The sequence below is a fragment of the Rhizorhabdus sp. GW822-FHT03C02 genome (assembly GCF_058801765.1).
In genome coordinates this window covers 199740-223277 of the sequence record NZ_JBXANN010000003.1, presented here as the reverse complement: position 1 = coordinate 223277, position 23538 = coordinate 199740, and the positions used below count along the sequence as shown (strand labels likewise).

At 64.3% G+C, this 23538-nt stretch carries 23 protein-coding genes; 20 read left to right on the top strand and 3 right to left on the bottom strand.

Features of this window, described 5'->3' with window-relative positions; translation table 11 throughout:
• Positions 1 to 4 precede the first annotated feature (4 nt).
• The 15 genes from AC1RM6_RS10905 (at position 5) to maiA (ending at position 14034) form a co-directional block, all read left to right on the top strand.
• Positions 5 to 790, top strand: a complete 786-nt coding sequence (locus AC1RM6_RS10905; protein WP_493101005.1) for a CoA-transferase subunit beta — start codon at positions 5 to 7, stop codon at positions 788 to 790.
• The gene (locus AC1RM6_RS10900) at positions 787 to 1239 is read left to right on the top strand and encodes a Zn-ribbon domain-containing OB-fold protein (protein WP_493101003.1); all 453 of its coding nucleotides are present in this window, start codon (positions 787 to 789) and stop codon (positions 1237 to 1239) included. The genes AC1RM6_RS10905 and AC1RM6_RS10900 overlap by 4 nt, the downstream gene beginning before the upstream one ends.
• Complete coding sequence (locus tag AC1RM6_RS10895) at positions 1236 to 2417, top strand: lipid-transfer protein (RefSeq protein WP_493101001.1); 1182 nt, start codon at positions 1236 to 1238, stop codon at positions 2415 to 2417. The genes AC1RM6_RS10900 and AC1RM6_RS10895 overlap by 4 nt, the downstream gene beginning before the upstream one ends.
• 2 nt (positions 2418 to 2419) lie before the next feature.
• On the top strand, positions 2420 to 3517 hold the full coding sequence (locus tag AC1RM6_RS10890) for an NAD(P)H-dependent flavin oxidoreductase (protein ID WP_493100999.1): 1098 nt from the start codon (positions 2420 to 2422) through the stop codon (positions 3515 to 3517).
• On the top strand, positions 3517 to 4266 hold the full coding sequence (locus tag AC1RM6_RS10885) for an enoyl-CoA hydratase family protein (protein WP_493100997.1): 750 nt from the start codon (positions 3517 to 3519) through the stop codon (positions 4264 to 4266). The genes AC1RM6_RS10890 and AC1RM6_RS10885 overlap by 1 nt, the downstream gene beginning before the upstream one ends.
• Before the next feature lies 1 nt (position 4267).
• On the top strand, positions 4268 to 5419 hold the full coding sequence (locus tag AC1RM6_RS10880) for an acyl-CoA dehydrogenase family protein (protein WP_493100995.1): 1152 nt from the start codon (positions 4268 to 4270) through the stop codon (positions 5417 to 5419).
• Between the two features lie 11 nt (positions 5420 to 5430).
• On the top strand, positions 5431 to 6558 hold the full coding sequence (locus tag AC1RM6_RS10875; protein WP_493100993.1) for an acyl-CoA dehydrogenase family protein: 1128 nt from the start codon (positions 5431 to 5433) through the stop codon (positions 6556 to 6558).
• Positions 6551 to 7702 carry an acetyl-CoA C-acetyltransferase gene (locus AC1RM6_RS10870; RefSeq protein WP_493100992.1) on the top strand — a complete coding sequence of 384 codons (1152 nt, stop codon included), beginning with the start codon at positions 6551 to 6553 and terminating at the stop codon, positions 7700 to 7702. Before AC1RM6_RS10875 ends, AC1RM6_RS10870 begins: the two co-directional genes overlap by 8 nt.
• 179 nt (positions 7703 to 7881) lie before the next feature.
• Positions 7882 to 8538 carry a gamma carbonic anhydrase family protein gene (locus tag AC1RM6_RS10865; protein ID WP_493100990.1) on the top strand — a complete coding sequence of 219 codons (657 nt, stop codon included), beginning with the start codon at positions 7882 to 7884 and terminating at the stop codon, positions 8536 to 8538.
• Complete coding sequence (locus tag AC1RM6_RS10860) at positions 8538 to 9455, top strand: SDR family oxidoreductase (RefSeq protein ID WP_493100988.1); 918 nt, start codon at positions 8538 to 8540, stop codon at positions 9453 to 9455. The genes AC1RM6_RS10865 and AC1RM6_RS10860 overlap by 1 nt, the downstream gene beginning before the upstream one ends.
• 259 nt (positions 9456 to 9714) lie before the next feature.
• The gene (locus AC1RM6_RS10855) at positions 9715 to 10743 is read left to right on the top strand and encodes a stage II sporulation protein M (RefSeq protein WP_493100987.1); all 1029 of its coding nucleotides are present in this window, start codon (positions 9715 to 9717) and stop codon (positions 10741 to 10743) included.
• Positions 10724 to 11629, top strand: coding sequence for an RDD family protein (locus AC1RM6_RS10850; RefSeq protein ID WP_493100985.1), 906 nt, complete (start codon positions 10724 to 10726; stop codon positions 11627 to 11629). Before AC1RM6_RS10855 ends, AC1RM6_RS10850 begins: the two co-directional genes overlap by 20 nt.
• Before the next feature lie 41 nt (positions 11630 to 11670).
• Positions 11671 to 12693, top strand: coding sequence for a formylglycine-generating enzyme family protein (locus AC1RM6_RS10845; protein WP_493100983.1), 1023 nt, complete (start codon positions 11671 to 11673; stop codon positions 12691 to 12693).
• Positions 12690 to 13388: a fumarylacetoacetate hydrolase family protein gene (locus AC1RM6_RS10840; protein WP_493100981.1), complete on the top strand. Its 699-nt coding sequence runs from the start codon at positions 12690 to 12692 to the stop codon at positions 13386 to 13388. Before AC1RM6_RS10845 ends, AC1RM6_RS10840 begins: the two co-directional genes overlap by 4 nt.
• 16 nt (positions 13389 to 13404) lie before the next feature.
• A complete protein-coding gene (maiA, locus tag AC1RM6_RS10835; RefSeq protein WP_493100979.1) occupies positions 13405 to 14034 on the top strand; it encodes a maleylacetoacetate isomerase in 630 nt (209 codons plus the stop codon).
• 37 nt (positions 14035 to 14071) lie between these two features.
• Here the strand turns inward: maiA and AC1RM6_RS10830 are convergent, their stop codons facing one another.
• On the bottom strand, positions 14072 to 15946 hold the full coding sequence (locus AC1RM6_RS10830) for an NACHT domain-containing protein (protein WP_493100977.1): 1875 nt from the start codon (positions 15944 to 15946) through the stop codon (positions 14072 to 14074).
• Between the two features lie 465 nt (positions 15947 to 16411).
• Between AC1RM6_RS10830 and AC1RM6_RS10825 the strand changes: the two genes are divergently transcribed.
• Positions 16412 to 16726, top strand: a complete 315-nt coding sequence (locus AC1RM6_RS10825; RefSeq protein ID WP_493100975.1) for a hypothetical protein — start codon at positions 16412 to 16414, stop codon at positions 16724 to 16726.
• A gap of 144 nt (positions 16727 to 16870) precedes the next feature.
• On the opposite strand, the gene AC1RM6_RS10820 is transcribed toward AC1RM6_RS10825, so the two are convergent.
• A complete protein-coding gene (locus AC1RM6_RS10820) occupies positions 16871 to 17353 on the bottom strand; it encodes a hypothetical protein (protein WP_493100973.1) in 483 nt (160 codons plus the stop codon).
• A 337-nt stretch (positions 17354 to 17690) separates the two neighbouring features.
• Between AC1RM6_RS10820 and AC1RM6_RS10815 the strand changes: the two genes are divergently transcribed.
• From AC1RM6_RS10815 to AC1RM6_RS10800, 4 genes are all read left to right on the top strand, one after another.
• Complete coding sequence (locus AC1RM6_RS10815; protein WP_493100971.1) at positions 17691 to 18056, top strand: hypothetical protein; 366 nt, start codon at positions 17691 to 17693, stop codon at positions 18054 to 18056.
• A 370-nt stretch (positions 18057 to 18426) separates the two neighbouring features.
• Positions 18427 to 19431: a Tim44 domain-containing protein gene (locus tag AC1RM6_RS10810; RefSeq protein ID WP_493100969.1), complete on the top strand. Its 1005-nt coding sequence runs from the start codon at positions 18427 to 18429 to the stop codon at positions 19429 to 19431.
• Between the two features lie 362 nt (positions 19432 to 19793).
• Positions 19794 to 21965, top strand: a complete 2172-nt coding sequence (locus AC1RM6_RS10805) for a calcium-binding protein (protein WP_493100968.1) — start codon at positions 19794 to 19796, stop codon at positions 21963 to 21965.
• 88 nt (positions 21966 to 22053) lie between these two features.
• Positions 22054 to 22605 (top strand): Tim44 domain-containing protein, encoded by a 552-nt coding sequence (locus AC1RM6_RS10800; protein ID WP_493100966.1) that lies wholly within the window; start codon positions 22054 to 22056, stop codon positions 22603 to 22605.
• A gap of 133 nt (positions 22606 to 22738) precedes the next feature.
• Here the strand turns inward: AC1RM6_RS10800 and AC1RM6_RS10795 are convergent, their stop codons facing one another.
• A complete protein-coding gene (locus tag AC1RM6_RS10795) occupies positions 22739 to 23356 on the bottom strand; it encodes a PEPxxWA-CTERM sorting domain-containing protein (protein ID WP_493100965.1) in 618 nt (205 codons plus the stop codon).
• Positions 23357 to 23538 lie beyond the last annotated feature (182 nt).

Below are 23538 nucleotides of genomic sequence, written 5' to 3'. Positions count from 1 at the left end.
TATCATGACCCAGGACTTCACCCTCGCCGAACTGGTGATCGCCGCCTGCGCCGATGCGTTCCGCGGCAATGGCGAGATCCTCGCCTCGGGCATCGGCACGCTGCCGCGGCTCGGCGCCGGGCTCGCCAAGCTGACCCACAGCCCCGAGCTGATGATGACCGACGGCGAGGCGTTCCTCGTCGAGGATCCGATCCCGCTGGGGCCGCGCGCGGCGCCGCCGCCGCTGTCGGGCTATATGTCCTATGCGCGGGTGTTCGATATCGTCTGGTCGGGCCGCCGCCATGTGATGATCGGCCCGCTGCAGATCGACCGGTTCGGCCAGACCAACCTGTCGGGGGTCGGCCCCTATGCCCAGCCCAAGATCGCGATGCTCGGCATGCGCGGCCTGCCCGGCAACAGCGCCAACCATATCAATTCGATGTTCGTCCCCAATCATTCGAAGCGGGTGTTCGTCGAGGGCGAGGTCGATATCGTCGGCGGGGTCGGCTATAATCCGGCACGCTGGCAGCCCGGCATGAACAACGACGCGGTCGATATCCGGCGGATCGTCACCGATCTGTGCGTGATGGATTTCGAAGGCCCCAACCATGCGGTGCGGGTGCGCTCGCTCCACCCCGGGGTCAGCTTCGACGAGGTCCAGGCCGCGACCGGCTTCGCGCTGATCCGCCCCGACGATCTTAGCGAGACCCCGGCCCCCGACGAAGCCGCGCTGGCGGTGATCGCCGCGCTCGACCCGAAGGACATGCGCGCGTCGGTGTTCAAGGACAATCCGGCGGGGCGGCGGGCATGAGCGCGGCCACTCCATCCGCCGCCCAGCCCGTGCTCGACGGCTGGTTCACCACCGGCGACGCGCCGCATCTGATCGGGTCGCAGTGCAGCGCCTGCGGCAGCTATTATTTCCCGAAGATCGAGAGCGTCTGCCGCAACCCCGACTGCGACAGCAGCCAGTTCGAGACGGTCGAGCTGTCGCGGACCGGCACGCTCTGGTCGTTCACCAACGCCTGCTACAAGCCGCCCGAACCCTATGTCGCGGCCGAGCCGTTCGAGCCCTATGCGATCGCCGCGGTCGAGCTGGCCAAGGAGAAGATGATCGTGCTGGGGCAGGTCGTCACCGGGGTCGGGGTCGACCGGCTCCATGCCGGGCTGGCGATGGAGCTGGTGGTCGAGACGATCGCCGATGCCGAGGACCCCGCGGGCAAGCTCGTGTGGAAATGGAAGCCGCTGGAGGACCGGGCATGAGCGGCGAGATCGCGATCATCGGCGTCGGCATGCACCCCTGGGGCAAATGGGGCCGGCGCTTCGTCGACTATGGCGTCGCCGCCGCGCAGGAGGCGCTCGCCGATGCCGGGATCGCCTGGCGCGATGTGCGCTTCGTGTCGGGTGCGGCGACGATGCGCTGCGGCTATCCGGGCTATGTCGCCGGCGCGACCTTCGCGCAGGCGCTCGGCTGGCAGGGCGCCGAGGTCAACACCAGCTATGCCGCCTGCGCGAGCGGATCGCAGGCGCTGGCGGCGGCGCGCGCCAAGATCCTCGCCGGCCAGGCCGAGGTCGCGCTGGTGATCGGCGCCGACACCACCCCCAAGGGTTTCCTTGCCCCCGCCAAGGGCCACCGTCCCGACGATCCCGACTGGGTGCGCTTCCGGGTCGGGATCACCAACCCGACCTATTTCGCGCTCTATGCGCGGCGGCGGATGGAGATGTACGGCGACGCCCAGGCCGATTTCGCCGCGGTGAAGGTCAAGAATGCCGCCCACGGCCTGACCAACCCCAAGGCGCGCTATCGCAAGGCGTTCACCGCCGAGGATGTCGCGGCGTCGGCGATGGTCGCCGATCCGCTGCGGCTGATGGACATCTGCGCGACCTCGGACGGCGGCGCCGCGCTGATCGTGTGCAGCCTCGATTATGCGCGCCGGATCGGCAAGGCCGACGCGCCGCGGATCGCGGCGATCTCGACGGTCACCCCGACCTTCGCCTCGGCGGTGATCGAGATGCCCGACCTCGCCACCGACAGCGCGGTCGCCGCCGATGCCCACAGCTTCCGCGCGGCGCTGCCGATGAAGGCCTATGAGGAGGCCGGGATCGGCCCCGAGGACGTGTCGGTCGCCGAGGTCTACGACCTGTCGACCGCGCTCGAGCTCGACTGGATGGAGGATCTGCGGCTGTGCGCGCGCGGCGACGCCGCGGCGATGCTGCGCGAGGGCGCGACCCGGATCGGCGGACGGCTGCCGGTCAATCCGTCGGGTGGCCTGGCCTGCTTCGGCGAGGCCGTCCCCGCGCAGGCGCTCGCGCAGGTGTGCGAGCTCGCCTGGCAGCTGCGCGGCCAGGCCGGCGAACGCCAGGTCGAGGGCGCCAGGGTCGGCATCACCGCCAACCAGGGGCTGTTCGGCCATGGTTCGAGCGTGATCGTGACGCGCTGATCATGCCCGATCCGCTCGCCTCCGCGCTCGATACCCCGCTGACCCGGCTGCTCGGCTGCCGCTATCCGATCGTCCAGACCGCGATGGGCTGGGTCGCGACCGCGCCGCTGGTGATCGCCACCAGCGAGGCCGGCGCGTTCGGCTTCCTCGCCGCCGCGGTGATGACCCCGGCCGAGGCGCGCGCCGCGATCGCCGCGGTCCGGCGCGGGACGACGAAGCCGTTCGGGGTCAATTTCCACTCGTTCCAGCCGGGCGCATCCGAGATCGTCGACATCATCATCGACAATGCCGCGCAGGTCCGCGCGGTGAGCTTCGGCCGCGGGCCCGACGCGAAGATGATCGAGCGGTTCAGGAAGGCCGGCATCCTCTGCATGCCGACCGTCGGCGCGGTCAAACATGCCCAGAAGATGGTCAAGCTCGGGGTCGACATCGTCACCGTCCAGGGCGGCGAAGGCGGCGGCCATACCGGGTCGGTCGCGACGACGGTGCTGCTGCCGCAGGTGCTCGACGCGGTCGACGTGCCGGTGGTCGCCGCGGGCGGCTTCTCCGACGGGCGCGGCCTTGCCGCCGCGCTCGCTTATGGCGCGGCGGGGATCGCGATGGGCACGCGCTTCCTGATGACCCGCGAGGCGGCGCCGCCCGAGGGGATCAAGGCGCGCTACGTCAAGGCGGGCACCGACGACATCCATGTCTCGACCAAGGTCGACGGGCTGCCGCAACGGATGATCCGCAACCGCGCGCTCGACCGGATCGAACGGTCGACCGGGATCGGCCTGTGGCGGCGTGCGATCGAGAGCGGGCTGCAGATGAAGCGGCAGACCGGCGCGAGCTATGCCGAGCTGTTCCGCGCGGCGAAGGGCATGACCAGCCATGGCGGGCTCAGCCTGCCGCAGGCGATGCTGGCGGCCGCGGCGCCGATGCTGATCCAGCGCGCGGTGGTGTCGGGCGACGCCGATGGCGGGCTGATGGCGACCGGGCTGGTCGCCGGCGCGATCGACGACCTGCCGGGCTGCGCCGAGCTGATCGAGGGCATCGTCGCGCAAGCCCGCGCGCGGCTGGCGGCGATCGCCCCGTCCCCCACCCTGCACGGAGCCGATTGATGCCGATCACCACCCATATCCAGGATCGCATCGCCGAGATCGTCTTCGACGTGCCGCCGGTCAACGCGTTCGACAGCGAGACCTGGCTGAGCATCCCCGAGATCGTGCGGTCGGCCGGCGCCAACCCCGAGGTCAACGTCGTGCTGATCCGCGCCGAGGGCCGCGGCTTCTGCGGCGGGGTCGACATCAAGGAGATGCAGGCGCATCCCGACCGCATCACCCTGCTCAACCGCGGCAATTACCTGACCTTCAAGGCGATCCGCGATTGCGAGGTGCCGGTGGTGGTCGCGGTCCACAAATTCGTGATCGGCGGCGGGATCGGCATCTGCGGCGCGTCCGACACGATCATCGCCGCCGACGACGCCTATTTCTCGCTGCCCGAGGTCGATCGCGGGGCGATGGGCGGCGCCAGCCATCTGTCGCGGATGCTGCCGCTCCACAAGGTCCGCGCCGCCTTCTTCACCGGCGGCAACATCCCCGCCGCCGAGGCCTACCGGCTGGGCGCGGTCGAGAAGGTGGTGCCGCGCGAGGCGCTGGCCGACGAGGCGCGCGCGTTCAGCGCGATCATCGCCTCGAAGAGCCGCAAGGCGCTGGTGATCGCCAAGGAGGCGCTCAACGGGCTCGAACCACGCGACGTCGATCGCGGCTATCGCTGGGAACAGGGCTTCACCCTCGAAATGTATATGCACGAGGACAGCCAGCGCGCGCGCGACGCCTTCGTCGAGACCGGAAAACCGGCGACCTTCTGACATGGACCTGCGCTACACCCCCGAACAACAGGCGTTCCGCGCCGAGGTCCGCGCCTGGATGGCCGCGCATGTGCCGGCGGCACCGCTGGCGACGCTCGAGGGCAAGGCCGGCTTCGACCAGCATGTCGGCTGGGAACGCACGCTCGCGGCGGGCAACTGGGGCATGGTCACCTGGCCCGAGGCCTATGGCGGGCGGGGGCTCGACCTGATCCGCTGGCTGATCTTCGAGGAGGAATATTGGCGCAGCGGTGCGCCGCTGCGCGCGAACCAGAACGGCATCTTCCTGCTCGGCCCGACGATCATGGAATATGGCACCGACGAACAGAAGGCCCGCTTCCTGACACCGATGGCGAAGGGCGAGCTGATGTGGGCGCAGGCCTGGTCCGAACCCAATGCCGGATCGGACATGGCGGCGATCCGCAGCCGCGCGGTGCGAGACGGCGACGATTATGTCATCTCGGGCCAGAAGACCTGGTCGAGCCGGGCGGCGTTCGCCGACTGGTGCTTCGGCCTGTTCCGGACCGAGGAAGGCAGCAAGCGCCACAAGGGGCTGTCGTTCATCCTGCTGCCGCTCGACAGCCCGGGGGTGACGATCCGGCCGATCCGCCAGCTCCACGGCGAGACCGGCTTCGCCGAGATATTCTTCGACGAGGTCCGCGTCCCCGTTGCCAACCGCATCGCCGGCGAAGGCGAAGGCTGGAACGTGGCGATGGCGACCGCGGGATTCGAGCGCGGGCTGATGCTGCGGTCGCCGGCGCGCTTCCAGGCGATGGCGACGCGGCTGGTCGAGCTTTACCGCGCGCATGCCGACACCGCATCGCCGGGCGCGCATGAGGCGGTGCTGCAGGCGTGGATGGATGCCGAGGCCTATGCGCTCAACACCTATGCGGTCGCCTCGACGGTGATCGCCGGCGGCCATATCGGCGCCGAGGCGAGCCTCAACAAGATCTTCTGGTCGGAGATGGACCGCGCCGCGCACCGTGCGGCGATGAGCCTGCTCGGCGCGCATGCCGAACTGGCCGATCTGCCCGGCGGCGGCCCGAACATCTGGCAGGACGGCTATATCTTTTCGCTGTCCGGGCCGATCTACGCCGGATCGAACGAGATCCAGCGCAACATCATCGCCGAGCGGCTGCTCGGCCTGCCGCGCTGAGGGGATCGGGCATGGACTTCCGCCTGACCGACGAACAGCGCGACCTGCGCGACGCGGTGCGCGACTATCTGGCCGGCGAGCACGGCCCCGAGGTCTTGCGCCGGCGCGACGCCGAACGGCGGCCCGACCCGGCGGTGTGGGACGGGCTGATCGCGATGGGCCTGGGCGGGCTGCTGGTCGGCGAGGCCGAGGGCGGGCTCGGACTCGGGTTGGTCGAGGCGGCGCTGGTCGCGGTCGAACTGGGGCGCTTCAATGTGTCCGAGCCGATCGCCGATAGCGCTTTGGTGGCCGCGCCACTGCTCGCGCCCGAACAGCAGGCACGGATCGCCGCGGGGACGCTTCGGGTCGCGCTTGGCCATCCGGTCAATCCGTGGATCGCCGATCTCGACCAGGCCGACCTGCTTTATGCGGGCGGTGAGGCGACGATGGTGGAGTCCATAGCAGCCACCCCAAATCCGTTCGTGTCGAGCGAAGTCGAGCGTGGGTCGCGCAGCGAACCACGCTCCACCACCGATGCGTTTCTCGACTACGCTCGAAACGAACGGAGTAAGGAAGAAGCAGGCGCTTCGACCGTTGGCGTCACCGCGCCGATCGCCGGGATCGATCCGCTGCGGCGGCTGTTCGCCCCCCTGCCCTGCGCGGCCGACGACCGCCTGCTCGACCGCGCCGCGTTGATCGCGGCGGCGCAGCTGGTCGGCGGAGCCGAGGCGATGCTCGCGCAGGCGACCGACTATGCGAACACCCGCGAACAGTTCGGGCAGAAGATCGGCGGCTTCCAGGCGATCAAGCATCATCTGGCGACGGTGGCGGTGAAGATCGAATTCGCGCGCCCGACGCTGTGGCGCGCGGCCTATGCCGCCGGGCACGGCCATGCCCGCGCATCGGCCGCGATCAGCCATGCCAAGATCGCCGCCACCGACGCGGCGATGCTGGCGGCGGAGACCGCGATCCAGGTCCATGGCGCGATGGGCTATACCTATGAGGTCGACCTGCATTTCTGGATGAAGCGCGCCTGGGCGCTGGCCGGTGCCTGGGGCGACCGCGCCTTCCATCTCCGCCGGATCGAAGCCGCGGTGATCGGCCGCGGCATGGCGATCGGCCCCGACCGACTTTTCGAAAGCGAGCTGCACCATGGCTGAAGCCTATATCATCGACGCGATCCGCACCCCGACCGGCCGCAAGAAGGGCAGCCTCGCCGGCTGGCACCCGGCCGATCTGGGGGCGATCCCGATCACCCGCATCGTCGAGCGCACCGGCATCGATCCGTCGGCGGTCGACGATGTCGTGTGGGGCTGCGTCGACGCGGTCGGTCCGCAGGCTGGCAATATCGGGCGGAGCTGCTGGCTGGCGGCGGGCTATCCCGAGGCGGTGCCGGGGGTGACGATCGACCGCCAGTGCGGATCGTCGCAACAGGCGATCCACTTCGCCGCGCAGGGGATATTGTCGGGCACGCAGGACCTGGTGATCGCCGGCGGCGTCCAGAACATGAACGCGATCCCGATCTCGGCGGCGATGTATGCGGGGCAGACCTATGGTCACGAGACCCCGTTCGCCAACTCGCCCGCCTGGAAGGCGCGCTATGGCGACGAGGAGGTCAACCAGATCTACGCCGCCGAGCGGATCGCCACCGAATGGGGGATCAGCCGGCAGGACATGGAGGCGTTCGGCGCCGAGTCCAATGCGCGCGCCGAACGGGCGATCGACGGCGGCCGCTTCGACAGCCAGATCGTGCCGGTCGGCGGCTTCGCGATGGACGAGACGGTGCGCCGCGGCACGACGATCGAGGGGCTCGCCGGGCTGAAGACGGTGCGCGAGGGCGGGATCATCACCGCGGGCATATCGAGCCAGATCGCCGATGGCGCCGCCGCACTGCTGCTCGCCAGCGAGCAGGCGGTCAAGGACCATGGCCTGAAACCGCGCGCGCGCATCCACCATCTGACGGTGCGCGGCGACAGCCCGATCCTGATGCTGACCGCGCCGATCCCGGCGACCCGCCATGCACTGGCGAAGACGGGCCTCAGCCTCTCCGACATCGACCTGATCGAGATCAACGAGGCCTTCGCCAGCGTCGTGCTCGCCTGGGCGAAGGACCTCGACGCCGACCTGTCGCGCGTCAACGTCAATGGCGGCGCGATCGCGCTCGGCCATCCGCTGGGGGCGACGGGCGCGAAGCTGATGACGACGTTGCTCTACGAGCTCGAGCGGACCAGCGGGCGCTACGGGATGCAGACGATGTGCGAGGGTGGCGGGCTGGCGAATGTCACGATCATCGAGCGGTTGTGAGGGGGATGGGTGGTTGCCTCCCCTCTTCTTCTAAGCCCCTCCCTTTCAAGGGAGGGGTTGGGGTGGGTGGCGACCGAAGCGGCTCGACGCCGCTGAGGTCGCTTTCGGTTCGATCGCGGACGCTCGCTACGCTCGCGACCCACCCCCAAACCCCTCCCTTGAAAGGGAGGGGCTTCAAGATGCGAAGGAGCACCCCGATGCCCTGCTATGCCTATCAAGGGATCGTGCCGGTGGTCGACCCGGCGAGCTATGTCCATCCGCTCGCCAGCCTGATCGGCGACGTGATCATAGGGCCGGGCTGTTTCATCGCGCCCGGCGCGTCGCTGCGCGGCGATTTCGGGCGGATCCTGGTCGAGGGCGACAGCAGCATTCAGGACAATGTGACGGTCCATGCCTCGGCTGACGGCGACACCGTGATCGGGCGCGGGGCGACGATCGGGCATGGCGCGATCATCCATGGCGCGCGGATCGGCGCGAATGCGCTGGTCGGCATGAACGCGGTGGTGCTCGACCATGCCGATATCGGTGCGGAGAATCTGGTCGCGGCGCTGGCGCTGGTGAAGTCGGACACCGTCACCCCGCCGCGCAGCCTGGTCGCGGGCAACCCGGCCAAGGTGGTGCGGACCTTCGAGCCGCAGCAGGTGACGTGGCGCAACGACGGCCACGGCGAATATCAACGGCTGGCGCGCGAGGCGCTGGGGGACTTCGTCGAGACCGCGCCGCTGACCGCGGTCGAGCCCGACCGGCGGCGGCTGCGGTCCGAGGCGATCCCGGTGCGGCTGAGCGGCACGGTCGCGGCACTGCGCGAACAGAGAACGAGCGAGAGGCAGGATTGATGGCGGGGATCTGTGAAGGCCGGGTGGTGATCGTGACCGGCGCCGGCGGCGGCCTCGGCCGTGCCTATGCGCTGGGCCTCGCCGCCGAGGGCGCGAAGGTGGTGGTCAACGATCTGGGAGTCGGCACCCATGGCGAGGCCGGCGAGACGCTGGGCGCCGCCGAGCAGGTGGTCGAGGAGATTCGCGCCGCGGGCGGCGAGGCGATCGCCAACACCGCCGACGTCGCCGACTGGGAGCAGACCCGCGCGCTGGTCGCCGCCGCGGTCGAGGCGTTCGGCACGCTCCATGCGGTGGTCAACAATGCCGGCTTCGTGCGCGACCGGATGTTCGTGTCGTGCACGCCGGAGGAATGGGATGCGGTCACCCGCGTCCATCTGCGCGGCCATTTCTGCACCAGCCGCCATGCGGTCGATTATTGGCGCGCGCAGCAGAAGGCCGGCTCCCCGGTCGACGCGCGGATCGTCAACACCTCGTCGGGCGCCGGCCTGCAGGGCAGCATCGGCCAGAGCGCCTATTCGGCCGCCAAGGGCGGGATCGCGACGCTGACGCTGGTGCAGGCGGCCGAGCTCGCCCGCTACGGCATCACCGCCAACGCGCTCGCCCCCAATGCCCGCACCCGGATGACGATGACCGCCTTCGCCGACACGATGACGAGCGCCGAAGGCGCGGCGTTCGATCCCTATGCGCCCGAGAACACCGCGCCTTTGGTGGCGTGGCTGGCGAGCGAGGCGTCGCGCGGTGTGACGGGGCAGGTCTTCGAGCCGTTCGGCGGGACGATCCGGATCGCCGAGGGGTGGACCGACGGACCGACCTCGGCCGACGCCGGGCGCCGGCTGGACGCGGGCGAGGTCGGGGCTATCGTCGAGGCGCTGGTCGCCGGGCGCGGTGTGGCGAAGCCGGTTTATGGGGCGGGTTGAGGGGATGGCACAGACTACGTCCTCCGGGGCACTGACGGTGTCGCTGCCAAGATCCTCCCTGCGCGCAGCGTGGGGAGGGGGACCAGCGAAGCTGGTGGAGGGGTCGTGCGGAACGTCAACAGCCGCGGTGGTTTTGTTGTCGGAGCACCCCTCCACCGCTTCGCCCGCGGCTGCTCCGCAGCCGGCTTCGCGCTTTGCCATGCCCCCGGCATGGCGCGCACTGCGCCCCTCCCCAAAGCTGCGCTTCGGGGAGGATCTGATGGCAGTGGAATCTTCCGCCCCCGCAGTCATGGTCAACGCCAGCCGCTTCCGCGCCGCGCACGAGGCCGAATGGCAGGCGCTCGACACGCTGGTCGCCCGGATCGAGCGGCTGTCGGTGCGGGCGCTGACCGAGGACGATCTGCTGCGGCTGCCCTTGCTCTACCGGTCGGCGCTGTCGTCGCTGTCGGTCGCGCGCGAGACCTCGCTCGACCGCGCGCTGGTCCATTATCTCGAACAGCTCTGCACCCGCGCCTATTTCCAGATCTACGGCGTCCCGACCAGCGCAGCGCGCCAGCTCGGCGAATTCTTCGCGCGCGGCTGGGCGCTCGCGGTCCAGGCGATCTGGCGCGAGACGCTGGTGGCGCTGCTGCTGACCCTGCTCAGCGCGGTCGCCGCCTTCCTGCTCGTCCGCCACGATCCGTCCTGGTTCTACAGCATCATCCCCGACGCGCTCAGCGACGGCCGCAATCCAACCGCGAGCGCGGCCGATCTCAAGGCGACCCTCTATGGCCATAGCAAGGAGGGGGACACGATGCTGATGACCTTCGCGGCGTCGCTGTTCACCCATAATGCCCAGATCGCGATCTTCGCCTTCGCGCTCGGCTTCGCCTTCGCGGTGCCGACCGCGCTGCTGATCCTCTATAACGGCCTGATGCTCGGCGCCTTCCTGGCGGTCTTCGCCGCGAAGGGGCTGGGGTTCGAACTCGGCGGCTGGCTGATCATCCATGGCACGACCGAGATCTTTGCGATCATAGTGTCGGGTGCGGCGGGATTCCGCATCGGCCTGTCGATCGCCTTTCCGGGCCGTGCCGCGCGGACCGACGCCGCGGTCGCCGCCGGCCGCCAGGCGGCGGTGGCGATGGCGGGCACCGTGGTGATGCTGTCGGTGGCGGGGCTGCTGGAGGGGATCGGGCGGCAGACCGTCACCGGCGACGGCACCCGCTATCTGGTCGGATTGGCAATGCTCGCCGGCTGGCTGCTCTATTTCTATCTGCCGCGGAGGCACGATGTTCCGCCGGTTCGCTGAATGGCGCGCCGCCCGGCGCGATCGTCCGCCGCCCAGCCTGCGGCGCAGCTTCGTCACCCCCGAGGGGGTCGACCTGCGGCTCGAACTCGGCGGCGCCGGGGTTCGCGCGGCCGCCTTCATGCTCGACGCGCTGTTCATGCTGATCCTGCTGATCGTCGCGACCCTGATCATCGTCTATATTTCGCAGGCGAGCCGCACCGAACTGCTGGTCGCGCTGTGGCTGATCGGCTTCTTCGTCCTGCGCAACGGCTGGTTCGCGCTGTTCGAGATGAGCGGGCGCGGCGCGACCCCGGGCAAGCGGATCATGGGGCTGCGGGTGATCGCCCGCGACGGTGCGCGGCTGACCGGCGGCGCGGTGCTCGCGCGCAACGCGATGCGCGAGATCGAGATTTTCCTGCCGTTGTCCTTCCTCGGCTTCCAGGCGGCCGAGGGCGCCGCCGATGCCTTCCTGATCCTGTTCGCGCTCGCCTGGAGCTTCATCTTCCTGTTCTTCCCGCTGACCAACCGCGATCGGCTGCGGATCGGCGACCTGATCGGCGGCACCTGGGTAGTGCGCACCAGCCGCGGCACGCTCGGCGCCGACCTTACCGCAGCACCCGCCGCCGAGCGCCGGCGCTTCACCGACGCCGCGCTCGACCTTTACGGCGTCTATGAGCTTCAGACCCTCGAGGATGTGCTGCGCGGCGGCCGGCCCGACGCGATCGAGGCGGTGGCGGCGACGATTCGGCGCAAGGCCGGGCTCGCTTATGACGGCGACGATCTCGGCTTCCTCACCGATTATTACACCGCCCTGTGCGCGCGCCTCGAACGCGGGGTGATGCTCGGCCGACGCCGCGAGAACAAGTTCGCCGGGCCAAGGGCGGGAACGGGCGCCGTGCGCGGATGAACATGCTTTTCGTCGCCGGCATCCGGCGTTAGGGCGATGACATGAACGAGTTGGCGCCTGGCGACCGCGACGTCACCCGCGGCATGATCCGCATCGACGGCGGCGAATTTGCGATGGGGTCGGAGCGTTTCTACCCCGAGGAGGCGCCGGTCCGCCGGGTGCGGGTCGACGGCTTCTGGATCGATCCGGTCCCGGTCACCAACCGCGACTTCGCCCGCTTCGTCACCGCCACCGGCCACCGCACCATCGCCGAGATCGCCCCCGATCCGCGGGATTATCCGGGCCTGGCGCTCGAACTCGCGCATCCCGGCTCGCTGGTGTTCCGCCGCACCGCGGGCCCGGTCGATCTTCGCGAGCATTGGCATTGGTGGGACTTCGCGCTGGGCGCCGACTGGCGCCACCCGACCGGACCGGACAGCGATCTCGACGGGCTCGACGATCATCCGGTGGTCCATGTCGCCTATGAGGATGCGCAGGCCTATGCGCGCTGGGCGGGCAAGGACCTGCCGACCGAGGCCGAATGGGAATATGCCGCGCGCGGCGGGCTCGACGGCGCCGATTATGCCTGGGGCGACGAGCTTTCGCCGGGCGGCACGATGATGGCGAACACATGGCAGGGGGCCTTCCCCTTCGCCAACACCCTCGACGACGGCTATGAGCGGACCTCGCCGGTCAGGATCTATCCGGCGAACGGCCATGGCCTGTTCGACATGATCGGCAATGTCTGGGAATGGACCAGCGACTGGTATGGCCAGCCGCGGATCGAGCCGAAGGACAAAGCCAAAGGGAAGGGGTCCTGCTGCGTGCCCGCCAACCCGCGCGGCGGATCGAAGCGCGAAAGCCTCGATCCCGCCCAGCTTCATGTGCCGATCGGCCGCAAGGTATTGAAGGGCGGATCGCATCTGTGCGCGCCCAACTATTGCCAGCGCTATCGCCCGGCGGCGCGCCACGCCCAGCCGGTCGACAGCGCGACCAGCCATATCGGTTTCCGCTGCATCGTCCGCGCCGCCAAGCCCGCCGCGCCGGTGCCCCGCTTCGCCCGTCAGAAGGAGTTTCGCCGTTGAGCCTCGTTTTCGATCCGCTGCCGACGGTGCTCGCGCCGGTGAGCGACGGCCGGCAGTTTCCGGTGCGCCGCATCTTCTGCATCGGCCGCAACTATGCCGCCCATGCCCGCGAGATGGGCGGCGACGCCGATCGCGAGCCGCCGTTCTATTTCACCAAATGGGCCGAGGCGGTGGTGCCGACCGGCACGACGATCGCCTATCCGCCGCTCACCGCCAATTTCCATTATGAGGGCGAACTGGTCGTCGCGATCGGCAAGGGCGGCCGGGCGATCGCCCCCGCCGACGCGCTCGACCATGTCTTCGGCTATGCCGCTGGGCTCGACATGACCCGCCGCGATCTCCAGTCGGAGGCGCGCGAGCAGGGGCGCCCCTGGGACATCGCCAAGAATGTCGAGCAGTCGGCGCCGCTCGGGCTGATCCACCCGATCGCCGAGGTCGGCGCGCTCGCCGCGGGGCCGGTCCGATTGAGCGTCAATGGTACCCTGCGTCAGGACGGCGATCTCTCCGACATGATCTGGCCGGTCGAGGAGGTGATCGCCTATGTCTCGCGCGGCTACCGGCTGGAGCCGGGCGACCTGATCTACACCGGCACCCCGTCCGGGGTCGGGCCGGTGGTGCCGGGCGACGAGATCGTCGTCGACATCGCCGGGCTCAGCGATCTGACGATCAAGGTCGGGCCGCCGGCGCAAGGATGAGCGGAGGAGGCGCGCGATGATCCTGCACGGCTATTATCGATCGACCGCCTCCTATCGGGTGCGGATCGCGCTCAACCTGAAAGGCATCGCCTATGACGATGCCTTCCACCATCTCCGCAAGGGCGAGCAGCGCGCGCCCGCCTTCCTCGCGCTCAACCCGCAGGGGCTGATCCCCGCGCTCGAGACCGACGACGGCACGGTGCTGACCCAGAGCCTGGCGATCTGCGACTATCTCGACGAGATCCACCCCGAACCGGCGCTGTTGCCCGCCGATCCGATCGAGCGCGCGCATGTCCGCGCCTTCGCCCAGGTCATCGCGTGCGACATCCACCCGATCCAGAACCTCAAGATCCTCGGCCGGCTGCGTGCGCTGGGGCATGACGAGGAAGTGGTGAGCGGCTGGGCGCGCGACGTGATCGATGACGGGCTGGAGGCGTGCTCGCGGCTGATCACTGACCGGGCAGGGCCATTCTGCTTCGGCGATGCGCCGACGCTTGCGGACATCTGCCTGGTCGCGCAGCTGGTCAATGCGCGAAGGTTCGGGGCGCGGGTGGACTGGCCAAGGTTTACGGAGATCGAGGCGGCGTGCCTGGCGCTGCCGGCTTTTGCGGATGCGGCGCCGGAGGCGCAGGCGGACGCGGAGTAGGGGGGAATATACCGATAAGCGTGTGTGTATATTGGGATTATAAAAAATCATCCAGTATAACTTTTTGCTTTCGTGCTCTGGCAGCAATATCTCGACGTATAATACCAAAGCCGATTTGCATTTTAGAGAAAAAATCAGTCAAACCAATTTCGTCTAACCACCAGTCATTGTTTACATCCATGTCTAATTCGAAATTGTAATTGTGCTTGTTTGAAGATTTTACTTGCTTAAAAATTTCATAATTTGCTTTTCCCTTATTTTCTTTTCTAATAATCTTATTGAAACTATCTTCTAGCCCTGCTCTCATTGTCATGAGTAGATGCACTGCTCCCACTTCATCCGGGTACATGTAATGCAGCGTTTCTACTCTTCCTAAAATTTCCATATTTATACCTTGATAAGATGGTATGATTCGCATGTCGTCGCCGCGAACGGAAATTGAATTAAATATGATTTTTAATTTGTCTGTAGTGGTATTTGGCTTATCTGAATAATATAGCGTATCTTCTAGGTAATTTGTGGTGGGTATTACCCATTCTTGCTCAACATTTTCGCGAGCCATGTCGAGGGCCATTCGAATTACGGAATCTCCAAATCGCAAGGCGCATTTATCTAAAACCCGTTTTAGTTTATCGCCGTGCAACGATGTGGCAAAAAGAGCCGCAAAATATTCCTGAAACGACCGGTGAACAAAAGCTGTTTCTAGGCCATCTTGCTGCAATAGGCAAACAGATTCCTTCAGATCTGTAATGAGTTGCGATGCCGTTATTGGTTTAATTATGTCTGTTCTTGATTGTTTGACATATTTTACCGCGCTATCCGCAGTTTCAGATAAATCGGATGGCTCGAAGGAGAATTGTTGATTTAAATAACTCATCGCGCAAAATGCGGCAAATGTTGCTTTGAAATCATCTTTGCTAAGTCCAGTCCTCATTCTGCGCTGATATTGTTCCTTTGATGCATCGTGTTTTTGGAACAAGGTGTCAAATGCTTGGCCATAAAACGCATGCATTTTGACAGGAATTTCAGCAAATTCTTCATATGTAAGAAGCATAATTGTAGTTAGCAATGGGGATGACAGAAAACTTGTATGAGAATCATACAGGCGAGATTTTACTTCTTTGTAAAATCTATTTTTTACTCCCGTGTCGTATTCGAAAGTTTCGATAAGTTGTAAAGTTTGAGATTTTGAAAGGCTATTTACACTAAATACGTAAAAAGAAGACCATCCGCCAAATCTGTCATCGTGCCGACTAGATATAATAATGGAGACGTCTGGATATTTTCTAGAAATGTCCATTATTTGAGATGATATTAAATCTCTGAATTCATAATGTAGTTCATCAAAGCCATCAAGTATCAAGCAAAAAGCGCCTGATGATAATGCTAGTTTAAATTGATCTATGCTCACATTGTGCCCGCTAGCTATGCACTGTGCTCTAACAAATTCAAGAAGATCTTTTTGAGATATGCTATTTATTTGACGAAGTTCGATGAATAGGGGGATTCCGCCAATGTTTTGTTCAAATTTGCACATCGTTAGATATTTCATGAACATGCTTTTGCCGCTTCCGGCCAATCCGCTGACAACCACATATTTTAATGTATTCAATTCTTCTATCAATCTAACGTCGGATATTTTTCTATCGCCGCAAGATAAAGTATTGTGCACATAATGGGATAATACGTCTAATGGTTGGGATTGATTGAGGATTGTTTTGAAAAACCGGCATCGATTATAGGATGCATCGAGGTAACTTCGAAAGCCGATACCTAGATCTACGACAGCGCGATCAACGATCGGTTTTGTTACTCGGCCAATTTGTTTTGCTAATGCCACTCCGAGGCCGTCAATGGCTTTTCCGACTGCTCCGGCGGCAGTTCCGGAGAGGGTTAGTGGTTCGATGGCCAAAACATTCTCCATAATCATAAATCTTGTCTAACGAGAGTTTATGAGGAAAAAAAATCGATGGTCAATCGGTAACCCGTTTTGATATCACCTGCTTAGAGCACTCGCTCGGAAACGCCCGTTAATTTGAATATTGTCGCCCTTTGGCAATTCTCGAGTTACGGTGACGCACGCAACAGCCCCTAAATTCGACTGTCGGTAACGTAGCAGTAAGTTGAGGGGCTTCTGTTCGAAGCGCCCAATTTTACCCTATTTCGAACGGGATTGCGGTGCCAATTTACTAAATGCACTAAATATTTCCGTCGACGGTATCGAGCAATGTGCCTGTCAGAACATCAAACCGGCCAATCGGCGATTCTCACTGGCTCGCGGTCATCGCTCCCAGGCCTGGCCGGACGCATAGCCGGGAATCGCCTGCCAAGCCGCTCGCGATGTTCCAAATTTGTTCTCCCTCAGGGGCGAGTGTCGATGCGTCGCAAGGGGGAGCGATCGATCGCGCAGGAATTATCGATCGCGCAGGAATTGACGCGGTTCACGCCGGCGCATCCGGTCGCGCGGATGATAGGCACCGGCGATCATTGGTTTTACGCCTGGCAGGCGCAATGCTGCTCGCCGAACGGCAATCTCTCGAAGCTCACCGGCATCCCGTTCGCGCGCTTCGCTGCGATCGATCGCGGCGGCTTCGTGTCTCGCGCCGAGATCGAGACGCTGGCACGGGCATGGTGCGTGAGTGTCGGCGATCTTCTCGTGTCGATCGACGATCCTGCGATCGTCGTCGATTAGGCGCGTTGCAGGTGGTCGGATTGCGGTTACAGGGTGACCGCAGGAACCGCTCATGTGAACGAAGGCGGGGCCGGCAGACCGGTATCGTGATCATTGCCAATCAGCGTCCGCACCCAAATCCTGTCGCCGCAATAGCGCCGAGGATCAAAGGCTGCATGTGTCGATCGTGGCCGACCTGACGTTCCAGGCGCCTTGCCTTCGCTCGAGCCAATAGTTGTAGCGCGTGCCGAAATATCTCGCCGAGACCACGGCCCGGTCGCGATCGATCACGGGGCGCGTCGCATCGAGGCATCGCGACGCGTCGACGCTGACGGCAAGCCGCCCCAGCCGCCCTTCGATATCGAGGCCTTTTTCCTCAGGTGCAGCCGGTCGATCGAGCTGCTCGAATCCTTTCGGGATCGGCGCAGGCCAATAGGCTTCCCTGCAATTTTCCCTGTCCTGGGCAAGGTTATCGCGCGGTTGCAGATGCGAGGCGACGCATTTGCCCGCCCATATATTCCCGTCATTGAGCGCCGCTTCAACGATTTGCCGCTCGCTCGCGTCATGATGGTCGCAGGCGGCGAGCAAGCAGCTTGCCGCAGCGATCAGAAATCTGCGCATGGCATCCTTGGTCGCGGACTGGAGCATTGCAACTGCCTCTATCTCGCTCGCCGCTGACCTAGACAGCCTGTGGCGTGATTTTCCCGGAAGAGATGTTCGATGCGGTTCGATCGTGATCGAAAATAGCCGAATTCCCAATGAGAGAACAAGCGATCGATGTGGTCTCGGCTGGCTGGCCAATTCCGGTGCTTGGCGCGCATCGGCTTGCGCTGCCGGCTTTCGCGGATGCGGCGCTGGAGGCCGATGCGGAGTAGGGCGATCGGAACGTTGGCCCGAGGACAATCATCGCTGGCGAAGACCGTGAAACATGGCCATCAGGCAATGCGATTTTACAGGCCATATCCGGCCGTAGACGCAGGGGCATATGTTTCAGGTAGTTTATGATCGCCCCGCCAACCGCCTGTGCATCATAGTCAAAGGGTTCTTTAGCCCGGACGACGTGGCTTCGCTTGCAAGGGAGGTGGGATCGAAGGCACGGGACGCGAGAGCGGTGCGGGACGATTTCGACGTGATCGTCGAATCGCTCGAATTCCCGGTCCAGGCGAACGATGTCGCCGATCTGCTCGCCAACATCATGCGCGCGGGCATGGCGCTGACCAGCGGACGCGCCGCGGTCGTCGTCGGCAGCCAGCTCAACAAGGCGCAAGCCGAACGAACCTTGGTTCATCCGAAGCTGCGCATATTCCTGACCCTCGGGGATGCACGTCGCTGGTTGATCGAAGAGGTCTGAGCGCGCGTATCGCTTCGTCGCGCCGCTTGAATTCGTGACTGGGCGTCCTTACAAAGATCACATGCGGGCCGGGCCCCTCTGGCGATCGTGAAGCGATCGTGATGTCGGACCGCATCGAGTGCGCTCGATGCAGGTCGTTGATGTTCCTTACCCTGTCCATTGCGCCACTCGTCCATCCGAAACGGAACGAGGAGGTCTGCATGCCGAGCCACATCACAGGACAGCGTCCGCGCTGCACGGCGGCTTGCCGAAGCGCGCAATCGCGACGGCGGGGCCGCCTCGCCGCGTCATGCGGACGGCCATGACCGATTCCAGATCCTTTTCGATCATCTGGCGACGGTTTCGGACCGGGCGCCGCACAGGAGTGACTATGACCCGTTCGAATTATGGCCGCATCGGCGCGATCGCGCTGGTCGTCGCGGCGTCGGCGATGCTGGCGGCGCCCGGCGACGCGCGCGGCCGCAGCAGTTTCGGCAGCCGTGGCGCGCGCACCTATAGCGCGCCCGCACCGACCGCGCTCACCCCGCGCCCGGTCGCGCCGGTGCAGCGGACGATGACCCAGGGCCAGCGCCCAGGCCAGCCGGGTGCGTTCGCCCAGAACCGGCCCGCGAGCCGGTTCGGTGGCATGGCCAGGGGCCTGATCGGCGGTCTGATCGCCGGTGGCCTGATCGCCGCGCTGCTGGGCGGCGGCTTCGGTGCGCTCGGCGGCAGCGGCCTGATCATGGCGCTGCTGCAGGTGGCGATCGTCGCCGGCCTCGCGATGTTCGCGATCCGGTGGTTCCGCAGGCGGTCCACCACCGCCGGAGCAGGCTATGCGCCCGCGATGGCCGCCGGCGCCGCACCCGGCTTCGGCGGCGGCCGCTCGCCCTTTGCCGCAGCGCCCTTCGCGGGGCCGTTCGCGGGCGGCGGATCGGGCTTCGGTGGTTCCGCACCGGCGCGCGCGCCGGAATTCGCCGCGGTGCCGCAGCAGGACATCATGATCGAGCAGAGCGACAAGGAAGCGTTCGAACGGCTGCTCGCCGATGTGCAACTCAGCTTCGGGCGCGAGGATTATGCCGCGCTGCGCACGCATACGACCCCCGAGATCATGTCCTACTTCGCCGAGGAGCTCGGCCAGAATGCCGCCAACGGCCAGCGCAACGAGATCACCGGCACCCGGCTGCTCGACGCCGACGTCGCCGAGGCCTGGAGCGAGGGGCACACCGACTATGCGACGATCGCCATGCGCTACGAGAATATCGACGTGATGCGTGATCGGGCGACCGGCGCTCTGGTGTCGGGCGATGCGACCGTCCCGGTGCAGGTCACCGAGATCTGGACGTTCAGCCGCGCCGACGACGGGCCGTGGCGGTTGTCCGCCGTGCAGGACGTCTGACCGGGTAGCCCGCGGCCGTTCGTTCGGCCGCGGGTGATGGCTTGGGAATGACAGGTGAATGTCGCGCCTGGTTCCGCGCCCCGACGCGACGGCTTTCGCTAAAAGTGCACTGTCACCGAATGAGAGGCCGCCGAATGAGAGGCGATCGCGCGGATTGTCGCGATGCGCTCACCGATCAAGTCCGCGGCGGCGATGATATCATCGTCGATGACTCCCGAGTCCTCGTGCCGCCAACGCTGTCGCCGGGTTTCGCAAGTAAAGCGATTTGCACCTGTCGACGCAAAAGCGCTGCGGCGGGGCGATCTTGACACCGGATCGGCCATTCTGAATGTACGCGAGCTTATCGCCAGGGAGATGGATCAGTGGCAGTTTTTACAGCGGCGACAAATGTAGCGTTCAACATCGATGCGCTGGACCTCAACCGCTATGTCCGTTTCGGCGCGGGCGGCTCCTTTCTCGATAATGCCAATCTGAGATTCAACGGGGTTACTTATCAGGACGGCTACGAAGCTATCGCGAACATCGGCGGAAGCCCAGATGAATTGCTCGTTGCGGGATCCAATTTTACCTTCAGCGCGGCTGCCGTGGCCACCGGCGGGACGGTGAACCTCATCGTCGAAAGGAGCGGGCAGACCGACCGGCCTTATTGGTCGGTCGCGAGTATCAGTGTCGACGCGGTCGCCTTGTTCGATGCTGCGCAAACGCAGCAGACCGGCGACGATATCGCCGTCTTTACTGCCGCTCTTTCGGGGAACGACATCTTCACGATGTCGGAGCTCGCCGACCGCGTGAACGGCTATGCCGGCAATGACGTGATATATGGCCAGGCTGGCGCGGATGTGCTGGATGGCGGTGCCGGCGACGACATGCTGGATGGCGGCACCGGTGGCGACACGCTGATCGGTGGTGCCGGCGACGACATGTTCGTCGTCGACGCGACGTCCGATGTCGTGATCGAAGCGGCGGGTGAGGGCACCGACACCATACGCGCCAGCGTCACCTATATCCTGTCGGCCAATGTCGAAAATTTGATCCTCACGGGGTTCGGATCGATCAACGCCACCGGCAACGACCTGGCGAACGCGATCACCGGCAACGACGGCAACAATGTGATCGACGGGGGGGCTGGCAACGACAGCATCAATGCCGGGGCCGGCGATGACCGGGTCGTTTACGACGGCGCCGACACCCCAGACAATGTGCTGGGCGGGCTGGGTACCGATACGCTGGTGGTCAACAACGGCACGCCGCCGACCGGTTTCGATCTGGCCGCACACGGCTTCGAGAGGGCGGAATTCAATCTTGCCGATACCGGTGGGAACAGCTGGTCGAACATCCAGAACATCTATCAGCAGGGTTGGCAGCTGATCCGGCAGGATATTACCTACGACAACGGCACCAGGATGGCCGTCGACTACGACCTGTCCAATATGCAGGCCTATACGACGCAGATCACCTATGTCGATGCGCAGAGCCGCATCGATTATTATGACGTCTATAACGACAACGGCACCCGCACCGTCGTCGATGTCGATCAGGCCGGAAACCAGGCGTGGACGTCGCAGCTGACCTATTATGATGCCCAGGGCCGCATCGATTTTTACGACCTGAACAATGATGACGGCACCCGCACCATCGTCGACGTGGATCAGGCAAACAGCGAGCGCTGGATATCCAAGCTCACCTATTTCGACGCACAGGGGCGGACCGATTTCTATGACTTCAACAATGACGACGGCACCCGCACCATTGTCGACGTGGATCAGGCAAACAGCGAGCGCTGGACATCCAAGCTGACCTATTTCGACGCACAGGGGCGGACCGATTTCTATGACTTCAACAATGACGACGGCACCCGCACCATCGTCGACCTGGATGCAGCCGCCAGCGAGAGTTGGTCGAGCCTGACCACCAATTTCGATGGCCAGGGCCGTGCCACTGCCTACGACTATCGCAATGACGATGGAACGCGCACCACCGTCAATCTCGCCCAGGACCAACCTAATATAACCGACACGGTTTTTCTGTTGACCCAGTTCGATAGCCAGGGACGAGAGACATATAAGGATATCCGGTACGATACGGGCGGCCGTATCACGCAGGAGACGAATTATGACAGTGGCGCTCCATTCCAATCGAGAGACAGCCATTACGACGTTCTGGGGCAGCTTGATTTTCAGCAGATATTTTCCGACCGCAGTATTTTGATAGATTATGATCAGCGAAATACGCAGACTTGGAGCATATATTCGACCTATGGAACCGTCGGAGGCTATGCCGGAACCGACTATTACGACATTCAATATGATGATGGAACGCGGGTTATCGTCGATCTCGATCAATTCAATGTCGAATCCTGGTCGAGAATATCAACATATTTCGATAATCAGGGGCGGGTCGATTTCTATGATTATCAATATGACAACGGCACGCGCGCGATCGTCGACATAGATCAGGCGAACAGCGAGGCCTGGACGCAGCATGTCACCCAATATGCGGCCAATCAGACGATCTTGCAGGATTATTATCTGTAGCCGTCGGGAGAATGTCGGCCTCGCGATGTTCGCGATCCGGTGGTTCCGCAGGCGGTCCGCCACCGCCGGAGCAGGCTATGCGCCCGCGATGGCCGCCGGTGCCGCGCCCGGCTTCGGCGGCGGCCGCTCGCCCTTTGCCGCACAGCCCTTCGCGGGGCCGTTCGCGGGCGGCGGATCGGGCTTCGGTGGTTCGGCACCGGCGCGCGCGCCGGAATTCGCCGCGGTGCCGCAGCAGGACATCATGATCGAGCAAAGCGACAAGGAGGCGTTCGAACGCCTGCTTGCCGATGTGCAGCTCAGCTTCGGGCGCGAGGATTATGCCGCGCTGCGCACGCATACCACGCCCGAGATCATGTCCTATTTCGCCGAGGAACTCGGCCAGAATGCCGCCAATGGCCAGCGCAACGAGATCACCGGCACCCGGCTGCTCGACGCGGACGTCGCCGAGGCGTGGAACGAGGGGCGCACCGATTATGCGACGATCGCGATGCGCTACGAGAATATCGACGTGATGCGCGACCGGGCCTCCGGTGCGCTGGTGTCGGGTGACGCGAACGTCCCGGTGCAGGTCACCGAAATCTGGACGTTCAGCCGCACCGACGACGGGCCATGGCGGTTGTCCGCCGTGCAGGACGTCTGAATCAATTAGCCCGCGGCCGTTCGCTCGGCCGCGGGTGATCGCCTTCGGTCGCTGCTATGCGGAGGGCCGATCCTGTTCGAAGGGCAATCGGGCAAGGGCGCTCGCCGGAGCGGCCTTGCCCGATGCGCGACGATCAGGCGAAGCGGATATTCACCCTGCGGTTGCGGCGAATGGCGGCACCCACCATGGCCAGGCCACCGATCATCATCGCCCAGGTCGCGGGTTCGGGCGCGGCGCTTACCGCGGTTGAATCGACATAGGTTCTGAATCCCATGTCGCCGGACAAGGCTCCATTATTTCCATATCCGTTACCCGCCGCGTAAGCATTGTTGCCCGTGAGCGCGGCGGCATAATATCCGCCGTTCGTCCTGGCGAGGTTGAAGGTATATTGCGTCCCTGAGGCGACGGAAATGCCGAGGCTGGAAATATCATAGGAAATCGCATTGGACGAATAGAGCGCGCTGAATACACCGCTTGCTACGAGACTGCCTGTGGCCAGCGTATTTCCGACGAATATCGATACCGTCGCCGGGCCGCTGTTGAAGCTGCCATTATAGCTGTCGAGCGTCAGCATCGATATCTTTGCCAAGGTGCCGCTGGCGCCTGCCGTGAATGACTGCCCGACCGTGACGTAGCCCAGATAATTATTGACGATCTCATTGGACTGATCGAGAATCGCTGCCGCATTGGCTGAACTCACGCTGGTAAAGGCCAGCGCCGTAGCCGCGATAATTCGTGCCGCAAATTTCATCGGTTGCCCCATTTCACCGTCGATCGCGATATTCGCGATATTCGAATGGCCTCGCTAACAGGGCGATGAAAATTAGCCATGGAACTATTTACTATATTTATAATATGTCGATTTTTTTGGGACAAATATCGCGATGTAGGGAATAATATTTTCGAATTTGCATGTTGATTTCGGTGAAATAA